Here is a 14,378-nt window from a genome sequence, read left to right as displayed (position 1 = left end):
TCAACTTAGACGGGCAAGTCACACCCGCAGCACCCGGCCCGCCACCGCGTCGAGCTTCGCCAGCAGCGCCGGGTCGCGCGCGTCGGGCGCCGTGATCAGGGCGTTGTCGAGGGCGCGGTCGGAGCCGATCGGGCACGGCTCGTGCTCGCGCGGGAAATCGCGGGCGAGCCGTGCCACCAGGCGCTTCGCCTTCTCGGCGTTCTCGCCCAGCACCTTGATGATGTCCTGCACCGTGACGGCGTCGTGATCGGGATGCCAGCAGTCGAAATCCGTCACCATGGCGACGGTCGCGTAGCAAATCTCCGCCTCGCGGGCGAGCTTGGCCTCCGGCATGTTGGTCATGCCGATCACCGAATAACCCGCCTGCTTGTAGGTCATGCTCTCCGCGTAGCTGGAGAACTGCGGCCCCTCCATGCAGACGTAAGTTCCGTCGTGGACCACCGCGATGTCCTCGGCCCGCGCGGCTTCCGCGATGTGGATGCGCAACCGCGGCGAGATCGGGTGCGCCATCGAGACATGGGCGACGCAGCCGGTGCCGAAGAACGAGCTCTCGCGCTTGTAGGTGCGATCGACGAACTGGTCGATCAGCACGAAGGTGCCGGGCGGCAGCTCCTGCTTGAACGAGCCGCAGGCCGACAGCGTGACGATGTCGGTGACACCGACGCGCTTGAGGATGTCGATGTTCGCCCGGTAGTTGATGTCGGACGGCGAGATGCGGTGGCCCTTGCCGTGGCGCGACAGGAAGACGATCGGCAGGCCCGCGACCTCGCCCATCACCAGCGGGCCGGACGGCTCGCCCCACGGGCTCTCGACCGCCTTCTCGACGACGTTCTCCAGTCCCGGCAGGTCGTAGACGCCCGATCCCCCGATGATCCCCAATACCGCCTTGGCCATGCTCGCCCCGATGTTCCGCGCCGCTCGCCGGCGCCAATGAGTCCCACGCAATCTCGCGCCAATGTCCGTCATGTCGCCCGGCCGCGCGCGAACGGATGGCTTGCCAAGCGGCCGAGAGTGTCCGATCGAGCGGTCCGGGACCGATGGGTCGGGTTGTGGACGAAGCCCCGGTCGGCGGTCAACGTGTTTCCGGCGCGCCACCAGTGCCGCCGAATGCCCGAGAGGTTCTTTCAGCCATGCCCCAGCGCAAGCCCGACCCCACACCCGCCACGACCGCCGCCGGCCCGTCCAAGAGCGTGCTCGCCGGCCTGAGGGGGCCGATCGTGCTGGTCGGGGCCGGCAAGATGGGCGGCGCGCTGCTCGACGGCTGGCTGCGCCTCGGGCTCGATCCGCGCAAGATCGTCGTGCTGGAGCCGCAGCCGTCGCCCGAGATGGCCGCGCAGGCGATCTCGGGGCTCAGGCTCAACCCCGATCCGGCCGGGCTGAAGCCGCAGGCCGTGGTGCTCGCCGTCAAGCCGCAGGTGGCGCCCGCGGCGCTGCCGGCGCTGCAGGGGCTCGCGGCGTCCGGCGCCGTGATGATCTCGATCATGGCGGGCAAGACGCTGGGCTTCCTCGAGCAGGTGTTCGGGCCCGGCACGGCGGCCGTACGGGCGATGCCCAACACGCCGGCCGCGATCGGCCGCGGCATGACGGTCGCGGTCGCCAACGCGGCCGTGAGCGAGGCCGGCCGGGCGCTCGCCCAGGACCTGCTCGGCGCCACCGGCAAGGTCGACTGGGTCGACGACGAGGCGCTGATCGACGCCGTCACGGCGGTGTCGGGCTCGGGCCCGGCTTATGTGTTCCTGCTCGCCGAAAGCCTCGCCCGCGCCGGCATGGCGGCCGGGCTGCCGCCCGCGCTCGCCGAGAAGATCGCCCGCGAGACGGTCGCGGGCGCCGGCGAGCTCCTGTTCCGCTCGCCCCAGGACGCCGCGACCTTGCGCCGGAACGTCACCTCGCCGGGCGGCACCACGGCGGCCGCCCTCGACGTGCTGATGGCGCAGGACGGCCTCGACCCGCTGATGGAGAAGGCGATCGCCGCCGCCACCCGCCGCTCCCGCGAGCTGGCCGGGTGACGGACGCGATGACGATGACCAAATCTTAACGGCGACCCGTCACCCTGGGCACGTTGAAATTGTATCGGGAACGGAGCATCATTCGGCAGGTTACATGAGCATGATCGGGACGCGAGACAAAGCCAGGAGCAGCCTCGTGCTCGCATTGAAGGCGCGCGGCCACGTTGATGTGGATGCCGCCGCAGGAGGCGTCTCGCGTGAGCGCGAGACGTCCATCGATCGGCTGCCCCTCCCCACCAGCACCAACCTCGATCAGGCTCTGGACGATGTGATCGCGCGATTTCCAGAGACGCTGAGCTATCTTGCAAAATGAGCCTGTCTGGCTCGTCGACGACCAGGTCGTCACCATCAACAGGCGGCTTGTTCAGCTCACCGGCGAGCCTCATTTCGTGCGCGACGCCGGCCTTCTGTCCAGCGCCGTGGCGCGTCCCGTGCACCGCTGGCATTACGGCGATCGCGACATCGTCGGCCTCGCCGGAGCCTTGCTGCTCGGCATCGGCCGGAATCACCCCTTCGCGCAGGGCAACAAGCGCACGGCGCTGAGCGCCGCCTCGGTCTTCCTGCTGTTCAACGGATACACGTTCGTCGCGCCGGACGGCGAGCCGCTCGGGCGTTTCATCGAGCTGTCGATCACGGGCGAGATCCCGGAGCCCGTGTTCCTGCGGACGATGCAGAAATGCGTCATCACCACGCTCGAATGGCAGGCCTACAAGGACTCGCAGGACTGAGGCCGAGTCCGGCCGCCGCGTCGTGTCGCAGGGGATGCCGGTCACCGCCCCTGGCAGCCGGCGCTCCGGGGAATTACATAGTTCTCGAGCCATTTCGAGCCAGAGGAGCAGCCCATGGCCCGCAAGCCCGGTCCCCCCGCGAGCGACGACGGCATCGAGGACACCCCGGAGAGCGGCGGCGGCGCGACCGGACAGGCGCGCGCCCGCAAGGCGCCGGGCCGCATCGGAACGCCGCGCGGAAAGATGATCGAGGCGTTCATGACGCTGCTCGCCGAGCAGCCCTGGGAGACGATCGGCTTCCGCGACATCGCGGCCCGCGCCGGCGTCTCGCTCGCCGAGCTGCGCGGCCAGTTCTCCGGCAAGCTCGCGATTCTGACGGCTCACATCAAGGAAATCGACCGCGAGGTGCTCGACGGCGACCAGGACGACATGTCCGACGAGCCGACCCGCGAGCGGCTGTTCGACGTGCTGATGCGGCGCTTCGAGATGCTCGCCCCCTACAAGGAGGCGATCCGCTCGCTCCTGCAGTCGGCCCGCACCAACCCGCCGCTGGCGCTCGCGCTCAACAACTTCGCCGTCAACTCCATGCAGTGGATGCTGGCGGGCGCCGAGATCCGCGCCTCCGGCCCGACCGGGCTGATCCGCGCCCAGGGGCTGGCGCTCCTCTATGCCAACGTGATGTCGACCTTCCTGAACGACGACGAGCCCGGCCACGCCCGCACCATGGCGGCGCTCGACCGCGCGCTCGGCCGTGGCCAGCAGCTCACCGGCGTGTTCGACCGGGTGTGCGGGCTGATCCCGGGCTGCGGCAGCCGCCGGCGCACGCGGCCGGCACGCACGGCCGACCTCGACGGCGACGCCGCCGTCGCGGTGTGACGAGAGCCGTCGCGGCCCTCCGTCCGCCACGCCCGACCATCGAATGATCGAGCCACCACCCGAGGAGACCCTATGAACCTTCCCCTGCCCGTGGAGCTGTCGCTGACGACGCTTCTCATCATCGCGATCGCCGGCGGCCTCGCCGCCTGGAAGGCCGAGCACGCCGGCGTGGCGCCGGGCTTCGGGCTGTTCGGGGACGCCGTGGTCGGCATCTTCGGCGCCTTCGACGGCGTCTGGGCGCTCCAGGCGAAGTGGGGGGCCGGCACCGGCCCGGCCGCGACCGCCGCGGCGGCCCTGATCGGCGCCGCCGTGCTGCTGTTCGTCGCCCGCCAGTTCGCGATCTGGTGGAACCGGCCGCGGCCGGCGGCGCGCCCCACCCCTGCCGTGGCTGTCGCCACCGGCCCGCGCCCCGAGCGGCCGGTCGCTCGCGCCGCCCGTGCGGGTCGCTGACCCGAGGCGCATCTGATCACGTCGAAAACGAAAGCTCCCCCGGACGGCTCGTCCGGGGGAGCTTTTTTCGTGTCGCGTCGGCGCGTGCCGCGCGCGGCGATCAGGCGGCCTTCACGGTCGCCTGCTCGTCGTTCAGGGCGGCGAGCGTCTTCTCGTCGACCGAGGCGGTCACCAGCTTGGCGATGACGAGGTCGCCGCCGACATTGAGCGTGGTGCGGCACATGTCGAGGAAGCGGTCGACGCCGAGCACGAGGCCGATGCCCTCCGGCGGGATGCCGACCTGCACCATCACGACGACGATCAGCGGCAGCGCGCCACCCGGCACGCCGGCCGTGCCGACGCCGGCCAGCATCGACATCAGCACCACGATGACCTGCTGGCCGATGGTGAGATCGATGCCGAACACCTGGGCCAGGAAGATCACGGTGACGCCCTCGAACAGGGCGGAGCCGTTCTGGTTCGCCGACGCCCCGATGGTGAGGACGAAGCGGACGATCTTGGGCGGCAGCTTGAGGACCTTCTCGCCGCAGGCCATCGCGACCGGCAGCGTCGCGTTGGAGGACGCCGTGGTGAAGGCGTAGAGATAGACCTCCTTGCACTGGGCGAAGAAGCGGAACGGGTTGGTGCGCGCCACGCCCCAGATGAACAGGGCGTAGACGACGAAGAACTGCAGCAGCAGGCCGATGACGACGACCAGCGCGTAGTACGCGACGTTGCCGAGGAAGCCGGCGCCCATCCGGTAGGCCGTGTTGAACACGATGCCGAAGATCGCATAGGGCGCGATCACCATCGCGAGCCCGATGATCTTCATGCAGGCCTGGAAGATCGACTCGAGCACCTGCTTGGTCGGATGATCGTCCGACTGGATCACGCGCGACAGCGCCCAGCCGAAGAACAGCGCGAACACCATCACGGCGACGATCTCGCCCGAGAAGGCACGGGCGGCCGAGTCGATCGGGTTCTGCGGCAGCAGGTCGACGATGTACTGGTACCAGGGCTTCGCCTGGGTCGCCATGGCGTTCTTCTGGATCGACAGCACGCCGGCGTTCTGGGCGAGCGCCACCTTGTCGAAGACCAGCCCGGCGCCGGGCTTGAGGATGTTGGTCAGCACCACGGCGATGATCACCGAGGTGCCGCTCAAGAGGATGGTGAAGAGGAGCGACCGCCCGGCCACCTTGCCGAGGCCGGCGCCCTTGCCGAGCTCCATGGTGCCGAGCATCAGGGCCGACAGGATCAGCGGCACCACCACCATGAAGATCAGGCGCAGGAACGTCGCGCCGACGAAGGTCATGACCTCGCTGAACGTGGTCATGAAGGGGAAGTCCTTGGCCGGCAGCCAATAATAGCCGATCAGGCCGAACGTCACGCCGAGGACGAACCCCAGCAACAGCTTGTCGTGCTGCTTCATCGTGCTCTCCAAAAGGGTCGGGCGCAGCGAGGACGACGGCCGGTGCGGGAGAGCGGATGGTCGTTCGCGTATGCCTGGCCCAAATGACGTGCACGCTGCACGGAAAACGAGCGTAGTGCCACGGATTGATTCGGAATCTGCATGGCGGACATGCAGGCTAGCCGGGTCAGCCCGAGTCGCCGTATCCGCCCAGGCGGCCGTAGCGGCCGTAGCCCGGGTTGAGCCTGCGAAACCCGGGAGCCTCACGGCACGGCCTCTGTGCGCCATTTCCGGGCCCTGCCCTGCGGCGGGCCCTCCCGGCCGTCGCTCCGCTCCGCCCGGGCTACGAATGCGCCGGAGTCACGCCGCGAGCGGCCGCAGCGCCTCGGCCATCTCGGCCGTGATGCGGCGGTCGTAATCGTCGGCCAGCGCCCGCAGGGCGGCGGCGCCGTTGCCCGTGAAGGACGGGCCGTGCATGAGGGCGAGCGTCCGGGGCGCCAGCCCGGCGAGGCTGCGGATCGTCCGTCCCATGCCCGGCGCGAGCGCGGCGTAGCGAAACATGTCCTCGGCGACGATCGCCGGGCCGACGATGTCGCCGTCGGTGACGGCGCGGTCGTCGCCGAGCTGGGTGAACAGGTCGCCGCACAGCAGCGTCCCGGTCGTCTCCTCGAACAGCACGCCGGCGTCCCAGCCGTGCGGGGTGTGCGGCGTGTCGATGAAGCGCACGCGCTTGCCGCCGAGATCGATCACCTCGCCGTCGGCGAGCACGCGCGGCGGCCGATCGGAAAAGTCGTTCAGCGACACCAGGCACCCGGTCTGCCCGTGCGCCGCGGTCGCCTGCGGCGCCACCGCGAGCCACTCGTTCATGGCGCCGCACTCGTCGGCCTCGAAATGCCCGTACGCGATCCAGCGCAGCCGCTCCGGCGGCAGGATGCGGGCGAGCGCCGCGCGGTTGAGCCCGAACATCTTGCGCAGGCCCGTGTGGAACATCAGCGGCTCGTCGCCGAGGACGAGGAACTGGTTGAACGTGAAGCCGGCCGGCGGCGCGATGTCCGGCACGTAGGTCGACAGCCGGTAGATGCCGTCGGCGATCTCGGTGATGCGGGTCTCCATGGTCGTCTCCTCCGATTCGATCGTTCCCCGCCCCGTGGACTTTCGCCTCTTTTGGGTGCACAAGTTCGTGTATCGAACTTTGCTGCACCTGTCAATATTGACTGCACGGAATCGTGCACTGGAATCGCGAATGGCCCGTCCCTACACGCTCAAGCGCCGCGCCGAGCAGCAAGCCCAGACGCGCCTGCGCATCGTCGAGGCGGCGGTCGACCTGCACGGCAGCGTCGGCCCGGCCCAGACCACGTTCAGCATGGTGGCGGAGCGCGCCGGCGTGCAGCGCCACACGCTCTATGCCCACTTTCCCGACGAGCGCAGCCTGCTCCTCGCCTGCTCCGGCCTGACCATGGAGCGCGACCCGCTGCCCGACGCCGCGCCGTGGGCGACGATCGCCGACCGGCGGGAGCGGCTGCGCACCGGCCTCGCGACGCTCTACGAGTGGTACGGGCGCAACGCGGCGCTGGCCGCCTGCGTGCTGCGCGACGCGGAGCATCACGCCCTCACCCGGGAGGTCACCGAATTGCGGCTCGGCCCCCCGATGGCGGCCTGCCGGGCGGTGCTCGGCGCCGGCCTCACCCCGACCCAACAGGCGATGCTGGCGCTGGCGCTGAGCTTCTTCACCTGGCGCACTCTTACGCGCGACTCCGAGCTCGCTCCCGAGGCCGCCGTCGACGCCATGGTCGCCGCCATCGAGGGGGCGCCATCGTAGCCCGGGTTGAGCCTGCGAAACCCGGGATCTCGGGCGAGGCCCCTCCCGGCCGTCGCTCCGCTCCGCCCGGGCTACGATCGAGCCGGGCTACGCTCGCCGAGCGAACGCCGCATTTCGAAACCCATCCTACGACTACGAGGTCCGCGGCGAACGCGCCGTCCCCTCACACCGGAATCCGCACCGTCGCCCTCAATCCGCCCAGCGGGGAGTCGCCCAGCGTGATGTCGCCGCCGTGGGAGCGTACGATGTCGCGGGCGATGGCGAGGCCCAGGCCGGTGCCGCCTTCGTCCTGGTTGCGGGCGTCGTCGAGGCGGAGGAACGGCTTGAACACTTCTTCGCGCTGATGCGCCGGGATGCCGGGGCCGTCGTCGTCGACCGTGACGGTGAGCCAGCGGTGGTCGCGGTGGCCCGTGATGGCGATCTCGCCGGCGTAGCGGGCCGCGTTCGACACCAGATTGGCAAGGCAGCGGCGGAACGCATAGGGCCGCACCGTCACCACCGGATGGCCGTGGAAGGCGACGCTGGTGCGGTGGCCGCCGCGCTCGGCGTCGGCCTTCAGCTCGTCGAGGAACGCCGCCATGTCGGTCGGCTCCGCCTGCTCCCCCGAATCCCCGCGCGCAAAGGCCAGATAGGCCTCGACCATGCGGGCCATCTCGTCGACGTCCTTCTTGAGCGGATCGAAGTCCGGCCCGTCGCCGAGCAGCGCCAGCTCGAGCTTGAAGCGCGTCAGCACGGTGCGCAGGTCGTGCGAGACGCCGGCCAGCATGGTGGTGCGTTGCTCGATGGCGCGCTCGACGCGGCGCTTCATCTCGATGAAGGCGAGCGCGGCGCGCCGCACCTCCTGGGCGCCGCGCGGCCCGAAATTCGGCACGTCGCGGCCCTTGCCGAAGCTCTCGACCGCCTCGGTGAGCTTGAGGATCGGGCGGATCTGGTTGCGCAGGAACAGAATCGCGATGGTGATCAGCACCAGCGATGTGCCGACCATCCACAACAGGAAGATCTCGGAGTTCGACGCGTAGGCGGCGTTGCGGCGCGCGAAGACGCGCAGCACGTTCTTGTCGAGCTGGATGCGGATCTCGACCAGCGAGGAACGCCCCACCGTGTCGATCCAGAACGGTCGGCCGATCTGCAGGCTGATCTCGCGCGACAGCGCCTGGTCGAGCAGCGAGAAGAACGGCTTCGGCCCGACCGGCGGCAGCGCCGTGCCGGGCAGCACGTCGACGACGAGGCCGAGCCGCTGCTGGGCGATGCGGCGCAGCGTCGTGTAGTCGGGATCTTGAGGATAGGACTGGTAGATGTCGATCAGCGCCGCGATGTCCTGCGTCACGGCGGCGGAGAGGCGGCGCGTCACCGTGTTCCAGTGGCGCTCCATGAACACGAAGGCGACCACCGACTGCAGGATCACCATGGGGGCGATGATGATCAGCAGCGTGCGGGCGTAGAGCCGCGTCGGCAGCACGCCCTTGAACAGACGTCCGATGCGGTGCCACACCGCGGCGACCCGGCCGGCGGCGCTGCGCATCCGCGCGAGGCCGACGTCGATGGTGGTCATGGGACGACCGCGCGAAGGAGACAGTGCGGTATGTCTGCGGCCGGTCGTTCCGGGGCGGCCCGAAGGGTCGAGCCCGGAACCCATACCCCCTGTATCTCGTGAGCCACCAGCACCGGGGTTATGGATTCCGGGCCCGCGCGCTTTCGCGCGCGTCCCGGAATGACCGGCTCTTGTCCGCTCCTGATCACGTCACCACCAGGCGGTAGCCGAGGCCGCGGACGGTCTGGATCAGCAGCGGGTTGGCCGGGTCGGTCTCGATCTTGCGGCGCAGGCGGTTGACCTGCACGTCGACGGCGCGCTCGCCCGCCGCGGCGCCGCTGCCGGCGAGCGCGAGGCGCGTGACCGTGTCGCCCGGCACCGCGGCGAGCAGGCGCAGCATCTCGCGCTCGCGATCGGTGAGGTGGACGATCTCGTCGCCCTTCTTCAGCTCGCCGCGGCCGACATCGAACACGAAGGGTCCGAAGCGCACCTGCTCGGGTGGCGCCGCCGGCGCCGGCGTCTGGGTCCGCCGCAGGATCGAGGCGACGCGCAGCGACAGCTCGCGCGGCTCGAACGGCTTCACCACGTAGTCGTCGGCGCCGATCTCGAGGCCGGTGATGCGGTCCTGCTTCTCGGCCCGCGCAGTCAGCATCAGGATCGGCACGCTCGACGTCGCCCGGATCGAGCGGGCGAGGTCGAAGCCGGTCTCGCCCGGCATCATCACGTCGAGGATCAGGAGATCGAAGAACAGCCCGCCGAGTTTTGCGCGCGCATCGGCGGCCGACTCGGCCGTCGTGACGCGATAGCCCTCGGCGCTCAGATAGCGCGACAGCAGCATGCGGATGCGGCGGTCGTCGTCGACCACCAGCAGATGCGGCGCGTCGTCGGGAAGCGCCGACGGCTGGTCGCTCGGCTGCGGCTCGGTCATCCCGCTCTCCCGCTCAGCGACGGTCCGGCACGCCCGTCGCCCGGTCGACGAAGTGCAGCGCCTCCTCGCGCCCGGAGGCGTCGATCATGCCGACCAGGAAGCGCCGCGCCAGCGCGTGGCCATCGGGGCCGAGCTCGGCCAGCGCGCGCCTGATCCGGCGGGTCTGCTGGGTGGCGAGCTTCAAGGCCAGCGCCTCGCCCTTGGCGGTCGCGAACAGCCGGCGCTGGCGGCGGTCGGTCTCGCCCTCGCGCTGCTCGACGAAGCCCTCGTCGACGAGCTGCTTGAGCACCCGGGCGAGCGACTGCTTGGTGATGCGCAGGATGTCGAGCAGCTCGGCGACCTTCAGGCCGGGGTTGCGGGTGACGAAATGGAGCACCCGGTGGTGCGCCCGGCCGAACCCGAAGGTCGCCAGCACGCTGTCGGGGTCGGCGACGAAGTCCCTGTACGCAAAGTACAAAAGCTCGATCACGTCCCAGATGGGCAGGTCCGGCGCAGCCGCCGTGCCGGCATCCATGCCAAGCGGGCGGGGCGGCGTTGCTCGGACATTTATGTCAGCCATGTTGACATATTTCGGTTTGATTGTTACTTCCATGCGCGGGTTGGCGAAACGATCGTGCTCGCCCGACCCGGTTGTCACGGTTGCCAGGTCGGTCCCGGCGCGGTCTGATGAACGCGCGAACCATATCGGGACTCCCGGCACGACGCAAAGCAACGGCACGACCACGGCGCATCCCCGCGCCGACACAGACGACGGCGCGCGCGGCGCGTCGACCGACAGGATGATCGGCGCACGGCGCGCCGACCGACCGATGCAGGGCGCGCCCGGCGCGCCGAATTCAGGAGAGCTGCCATGGGCATTTCATTCGACAAGTTCGACGGGGTCATCTGGTACGACGGCAAGCTGGTGCCGTGGACCGAGGCGACCCTCCACGTGCTCTCCCATGGCCTTCACTATGCGAGCGCCGTGTTCGAGGGCGAGCGCTGCTACGGCGGCGAGATCTTCAAGTGCACGCCGCACTCGGAGCGCCTGCGGCGCTCGGCCGGCATCCTCGATTTCGAGATCCCGTGGTCGGTCGCCGAGATCGACGCGGCCAAGCGCCTGGTCATCGAGAAGAACGGCTTCCGCGACGCCTATGTGCGGCCGATCGCCTGGCGCGGCTCGGAGATGATGGGCGTGTCGGCGCAGACCAACACGATCCACCTCGCGATCGCGGCCTGGCAGTGGCCGAGCTACTTCAATCCGGAGGAGCGGCTGAAGGGCATCCGGCTCGATCTCGCCGAGTATCGCCGCCCGGATCCGAAGACGGCACCGTCGACCGCCAAGGCGGCCGGCCTCTACATGATCTGCACGATCAGCAAGCACCGGGCGGAGCGGCGCGGCTATGCCGACGCCATGATGCTCGACTGGCAGGGCCGCGTCGCCGAGTGCACGGGCGCCAACATCTTCTTCATCAAGGACGGCGTCATCCACACGCCGACCGCCGACTGCTTCCTCGACGGCCTCACCCGCCAGACCGTGATCGAGCTGGCCAAGCGCCGCGGCATCGAGGTGGTCGAGCGCCGCATCATGCCCGAGGAGCTGACCGGCTTCACCGAGTGCTTCATCACCGGCTCGGCCGCCGAGGTGACGGCAGTCGCCGAGATCGCCGACTGGAAGTTCACGCCGAGCCAGATCACCAAGCAGCTGATGGACGACTACACGGCCGAGACCCAGCCCAAGGGCGCCGCCGCCGCGGCGTGAGTTACCGCCGGAACGTCGTTCCTTCACCTCTCCCCGCGCGCGGGGAGAGGGAACCACTGCGCGGCGTCGCCTCAAATCTCCAGCTGCGTCCCCAGCTCCACGACCCGCTCGGTCGGGATCTTGAAGAACACCGTCGCACGCGTCGCGTTCAGCGCCATGAAGGCGAACAGGCGCTCGCGCCACACCGCCATGCCGGGCTGCAGGCTCGGCACGATGGTGTCGCGGCTGAGGAAATACGACGTCTTCATCGGATCGAGAAAGACGCCCTTGTCGGCGAGGCCGGCGAGGGCCGCCGGCACGTCGGGCGTCTCCATGAAGCCGAAGCGGATCAGGATGCGCCAGAAGCCGTCGCCCAGCGCCGTCACGGTCCCGCGCTCCGCCTCCGCCACATAGGGCGCGTCGGCCGTCTTCACGGTCACCAGCATCACCCGCTCGTGGACGGTCTGGTTGTGCTTGACGTTGTGCAGGAGCGCCGCCGGCACGCCGTCGGACGTCGAGGTCATGAACACGGCCGTGCCCTTGGCGCGCGAGATGTCGGGCCCGAGCGAGCGCATCACGGCGTCGAGCGGCACCGACTGGCGGGTGAGCTGGTTGCGCACCAGCTCGCGGCCGCGCCGCCAGGTGGTCAGCACCGTGAACGACAGGAAGGCGATGAACAGCGAGAACCAGCCGCCCTGCGTCACCTTGATGAAGTTCGCCGAGAAGAACGCGACGTCGATCAGCAGCAGGCCGCCGATCAGCAGCACCACCAGCAGGCGCGGCCACTTCCAGAGATACAGCATCACGAAGGCGACCAGGATGGTGTCGATCATCATGGTGCCGGTGACGGCGATGCCGTAGGCGGCGGCGAGATTGCTCGACGACTGGAACCCGACGACGAGCGCGATGACGGCGAACACCAGCGTCCAGTTGGTGAAGGGCACGTAGATCTGCCCCTCCTCGGCGCCAGAGGTGTGGACGATGGTCATGCGCGGCAGGAGACCGAGCTGCACGGCCTGCCGGGCGACCGAGAAGGCGCCGGAGATCACGGCCTGCGAGGCGATCACGGTGGCGAGCGTCGCGAGAATGATCAGCGGCGCCACGGCCCAGTCGGGTACCAGCTTGTAGAACGGGTTCGTCACCGCGGCCGGATTGTCGAGCAGCAGCGCGCCCTGCCCCAGATAGTTCAGCATCAGGGCCGGCATGACGAACGTGAACCAGGTGAGCCGGATCGGGAACCGGCCGAAATGGCCCATGTCGGTGTAGAGCGCCTCGCCCCCGGTCACGGCGAGCACCACGGTGCCGAGGGCGAAGAAGCCGGCGAGCGGGTGGCCGATGACGAAGGCGGCCGCGTAGCCGGGCGACAGCGCGGCGAGCACGCCCGGATGCGCCAGGATGTTGATGACGCCGAGCACGGCGAGGACGGCGAACCAGATCAGCATGATCGGGCCGAACAGCATGCCGACCGCGCCGGTGCCCTTCTTCTGCAGCACGAACAGCCCGGCCAGCACCACGGCCGTGACCGGTACCACGACGGATTCGAGCTCGGGCGCGATCACCTCGAGGCCCTCGACGGCGCTGAGCACCGAGATGGCCGGCGTGATCATGCTGTCGCCGTAAAACAATGCCGCCGCGAAGATGCCGAGCAGCATCAGCGGGCGCGACACCCGCATGCCGCGGGTCAGATCCGTCACCAGGGCCAGCAGCGCCAGGCTGCCGCCCTCGCCGTGGTTGTCGGCCCGCATGATGATCAGGACGTATTTTACCGTGACGAGCAGCATCACGGTCCAGAACACCAGCGACAGCACGCCGAACACGTTCTCGGGCGTGACGGGAATCGGATGGTGTCCGGCGAAGGTCTCGCGCAGCGCGTAGAGCGGGCTGGTGCCGATGTCGCCGTACACGACGCCCAGCGCCCCCAGGAGCAGCCCGGCCAGCTTCCGCCTGTCGTCGCTCATGACGGCCCCCCGTTGGAGCCATCTGGGACTTATTGCAGCGCAACACCTTGACGTGCGTCAACCGCCGGCTTCGCGCTGCGGCGGGGCGGGCGGGGGCCGCGTTTCTCTTTCCGCGCGCGCGGACGCCGCGGATGGCGCGGCGCCTCACCTCTCCCCGCCGCGCGGGGAGAGGTCGACATTCGCGCGTCCAGCGCGGATGTCGGGTGAGGGGGCGTCGCCGCGAGTCTCTGCTTTGCGGAAACGCCCCCTCACCCGACTCGGACCTTCGGTCCGAGCCACCCTCTCCCCGCACGCGGGGAGAGGGGAAAAGGGCGCGGGTCGCGTGCTCTACGTCCCCTCCGCCCCGTTCTCCCAGCGGGCCGCGGCGGTGTCGTCGACGTCCTTGGCGGCGACCCAGCCGGTCTCGCCCGGGCGCTCCTCCTTCTTCCAGAAGGGGGCGCGGGTCTTGAGAAAGTCCATCAGGAACTCGGCCGCCGCGAAGGCGTCGCCCCGGTGCGACGAGGCGGTGACGACCAGCACGATGTCGTCCCCCGGCTCCATGCGGCCGAACCGGTGGATCACGGTGACGCCCATCAGCGGCCAGCGCGCCTGCGCCTCGGCGACGTGGCGCTCGATCTCGGCCTCGGCCATGCCCGGATAGTGCTCGAGCGTCAGCGCCGCGACCGGCCGGCCGTCGTCGGCGCCGCGGCAGATGCCCGTGAACGTCACCACGGCGCCGATGTCGGTTCGGCCGGCCGCGATCGCCTTCGCCTCGGCGGCGGCGTCGAAGGGCTCGCGTTGGATGCGGACGGTCATGAACTCGGCCCTCGCGGCTCGGCGTTCGTCCCCCTCGGGGAGCCTGACACGACTAGCTTCCGTCGTCCCGGGGCGGCACGAAGTGCCGAGCCCGGGACCCATATGTGGACGGCCCCCGTGCAGCAAGAGATTTTCAGAACGGATCGGATCGCTTGCGTCCATATGTTCGGCCTGTCGGTG

The 14,378-nt window shown here is 69.7% G+C and carries 15 protein-coding genes; 7 read left to right on the top strand and 8 right to left on the bottom strand.

Features of this window, described 5'->3' with window-relative positions; all coding sequences use genetic code 11:
- Positions 1-18 precede the first annotated feature (18 nt).
- A complete protein-coding gene (locus CCR97_RS11575; RefSeq protein ID WP_111356004.1) occupies positions 19-894 on the bottom strand; it encodes an S-methyl-5'-thioadenosine phosphorylase in 876 nt (291 codons plus the stop codon).
- Positions 895-1,130: 236 nt separating this feature from the next.
- On the opposite strand from CCR97_RS11575, the gene proC reads away from it, so the two are divergent.
- The 5 genes from proC to CCR97_RS11550 all read left to right on the top strand — a co-directional run bounded on the left by proC (position 1,131) and on the right by CCR97_RS11550 (position 4,060).
- Complete coding sequence (proC, locus tag CCR97_RS11570; protein ID WP_111356005.1) at positions 1,131-2,006, top strand: pyrroline-5-carboxylate reductase; 876 nt, start codon at positions 1,131-1,133, stop codon at positions 2,004-2,006.
- Between the two features lie 136 nt (positions 2,007-2,142).
- Positions 2,143-2,319 (top strand): hypothetical protein, encoded by a 177-nt coding sequence (locus CCR97_RS11565; protein WP_170145711.1) that lies wholly within the window; start codon positions 2,143-2,145, stop codon positions 2,317-2,319.
- Complete coding sequence (locus CCR97_RS11560; RefSeq protein WP_170145712.1) at positions 2,309-2,734, top strand: type II toxin-antitoxin system death-on-curing family toxin; 426 nt, start codon at positions 2,309-2,311, stop codon at positions 2,732-2,734. The genes CCR97_RS11565 and CCR97_RS11560 overlap by 11 nt, the downstream gene beginning before the upstream one ends.
- Positions 2,735-2,848: 114 nt before the next feature.
- Positions 2,849-3,610 (top strand): TetR/AcrR family transcriptional regulator, encoded by a 762-nt coding sequence (locus tag CCR97_RS11555; RefSeq protein ID WP_111356011.1) that lies wholly within the window; start codon positions 2,849-2,851, stop codon positions 3,608-3,610.
- 72 nt (positions 3,611-3,682) lie between these two features.
- Positions 3,683-4,060: a GlsB/YeaQ/YmgE family stress response membrane protein gene (locus CCR97_RS11550; protein WP_201159511.1), complete on the top strand. Its 378-nt coding sequence runs from the start codon at positions 3,683-3,685 to the stop codon at positions 4,058-4,060.
- 100 nt (positions 4,061-4,160) lie between these two features.
- Here CCR97_RS11550 and CCR97_RS11545 read toward each other — a convergent pair whose 3' ends face one another.
- Both CCR97_RS11545 and CCR97_RS11540 read right to left on the bottom strand, forming a co-directional pair.
- Positions 4,161-5,468, bottom strand: coding sequence for a dicarboxylate/amino acid:cation symporter (locus tag CCR97_RS11545; protein ID WP_111358305.1), 1,308 nt, complete (start codon positions 5,466-5,468; stop codon positions 4,161-4,163).
- Positions 5,469-5,807: 339 nt separating this feature from the next.
- Positions 5,808-6,560, bottom strand: coding sequence for an oxygen-binding di-iron domain-containing protein (locus CCR97_RS11540; RefSeq protein WP_111358306.1), 753 nt, complete (start codon positions 6,558-6,560; stop codon positions 5,808-5,810).
- 130 nt (positions 6,561-6,690) lie between these two features.
- Here CCR97_RS11540 and CCR97_RS11535 point away from each other — a divergent pair, with 130 nt between their 5' ends.
- Positions 6,691-7,266: a TetR/AcrR family transcriptional regulator gene (locus CCR97_RS11535; protein WP_111358307.1), complete on the top strand. Its 576-nt coding sequence runs from the start codon at positions 6,691-6,693 to the stop codon at positions 7,264-7,266.
- A 163-nt stretch (positions 7,267-7,429) separates the two neighbouring features.
- On the opposite strand, the gene CCR97_RS11530 is transcribed toward CCR97_RS11535, so the two are convergent.
- From CCR97_RS11530 to CCR97_RS11520, 3 genes are all read right to left on the bottom strand, one after another.
- Entirely contained in the window at positions 7,430-8,818 is a 1,389-nt protein-coding gene (locus CCR97_RS11530; protein WP_111358308.1) for an ATP-binding protein, read from the bottom strand.
- 184 nt (positions 8,819-9,002) lie between these two features.
- Complete coding sequence (locus CCR97_RS11525; RefSeq protein WP_111358309.1) at positions 9,003-9,725, bottom strand: response regulator; 723 nt, start codon at positions 9,723-9,725, stop codon at positions 9,003-9,005.
- A gap of 13 nt (positions 9,726-9,738) precedes the next feature.
- Positions 9,739-10,284 (bottom strand): MarR family winged helix-turn-helix transcriptional regulator, encoded by a 546-nt coding sequence (locus tag CCR97_RS11520; RefSeq protein ID WP_111358310.1) that lies wholly within the window; start codon positions 10,282-10,284, stop codon positions 9,739-9,741.
- 291 nt (positions 10,285-10,575) lie between these two features.
- Here CCR97_RS11520 and CCR97_RS11515 point away from each other — a divergent pair, with 291 nt between their 5' ends.
- Positions 10,576-11,466, top strand: coding sequence for a branched-chain amino acid aminotransferase (locus tag CCR97_RS11515; protein WP_111358311.1), 891 nt, complete (start codon positions 10,576-10,578; stop codon positions 11,464-11,466).
- Between the two features lie 71 nt (positions 11,467-11,537).
- Here the strand turns inward: CCR97_RS11515 and CCR97_RS11510 are convergent, their stop codons facing one another.
- Both CCR97_RS11510 and CCR97_RS11505 read right to left on the bottom strand, forming a co-directional pair.
- A complete protein-coding gene (locus CCR97_RS11510) occupies positions 11,538-13,403 on the bottom strand; it encodes a potassium transporter Kup (RefSeq protein WP_111358312.1) in 1,866 nt (621 codons plus the stop codon).
- Positions 13,404-13,730: 327 nt separating this feature from the next.
- Complete coding sequence (locus CCR97_RS11505) at positions 13,731-14,198, bottom strand: molybdenum cofactor biosynthesis protein MoaE (RefSeq protein ID WP_201159509.1); 468 nt, start codon at positions 14,196-14,198, stop codon at positions 13,731-13,733.
- Between the last annotated feature and the right edge of the window lie 180 nt (positions 14,199-14,378).

Origin of the sequence: Rhodoplanes elegans (assembly GCF_016653355.1) — a bacterium.
Taxonomy (GTDB): Bacteria; Pseudomonadota; Alphaproteobacteria; order Rhizobiales; family Xanthobacteraceae; genus Rhodoplanes; species Rhodoplanes elegans.
Note: the sequence above shows the minus strand (reverse complement) of the source record. Positions and strands in the feature narration are given on the sequence as shown.

Excerpts from the sequence above, each read along its gene's own strand:
- CCR97_RS11575 (WP_111356004.1), bottom strand. The coding sequence starts at position 894 with ATGGCCAAGGCGGTATTGGGGATCATCGGGGGATCGGGCGTCTACGAC.
- proC (WP_111356005.1), top strand. The coding sequence starts at position 1,131 with ATGCCCCAGCGCAAGCCCGACCCCACACCCGCCACGACCGCCGCCGGC.
- CCR97_RS11555 (WP_111356011.1), top strand. The coding sequence starts at position 2,849 with ATGGCCCGCAAGCCCGGTCCCCCCGCGAGCGACGACGGCATCGAGGAC.
- CCR97_RS11550 (WP_201159511.1), top strand. The coding sequence starts at position 3,683 with ATGAACCTTCCCCTGCCCGTGGAGCTGTCGCTGACGACGCTTCTCATC.
- CCR97_RS11545 (WP_111358305.1), bottom strand. The coding sequence starts at position 5,468 with ATGAAGCAGCACGACAAGCTGTTGCTGGGGTTCGTCCTCGGCGTGACG.
- CCR97_RS11540 (WP_111358306.1), bottom strand. The coding sequence starts at position 6,560 with ATGGAGACCCGCATCACCGAGATCGCCGACGGCATCTACCGGCTGTCG.
- CCR97_RS11535 (WP_111358307.1), top strand. The coding sequence starts at position 6,691 with ATGGCCCGTCCCTACACGCTCAAGCGCCGCGCCGAGCAGCAAGCCCAG.
- CCR97_RS11530 (WP_111358308.1), bottom strand. The coding sequence starts at position 8,818 with ATGACCACCATCGACGTCGGCCTCGCGCGGATGCGCAGCGCCGCCGGC.
- CCR97_RS11525 (WP_111358309.1), bottom strand. The coding sequence starts at position 9,725 with ATGACCGAGCCGCAGCCGAGCGACCAGCCGTCGGCGCTTCCCGACGAC.
- CCR97_RS11520 (WP_111358310.1), bottom strand. The coding sequence starts at position 10,284 with ATGGCTGACATAAATGTCCGAGCAACGCCGCCCCGCCCGCTTGGCATG.
- CCR97_RS11515 (WP_111358311.1), top strand. The coding sequence starts at position 10,576 with ATGGGCATTTCATTCGACAAGTTCGACGGGGTCATCTGGTACGACGGC.
- CCR97_RS11510 (WP_111358312.1), bottom strand. The coding sequence starts at position 13,403 with ATGAGCGACGACAGGCGGAAGCTGGCCGGGCTGCTCCTGGGGGCGCTG.
- CCR97_RS11505 (WP_201159509.1), bottom strand. The coding sequence starts at position 14,198 with ATGACCGTCCGCATCCAACGCGAGCCCTTCGACGCCGCCGCCGAGGCG.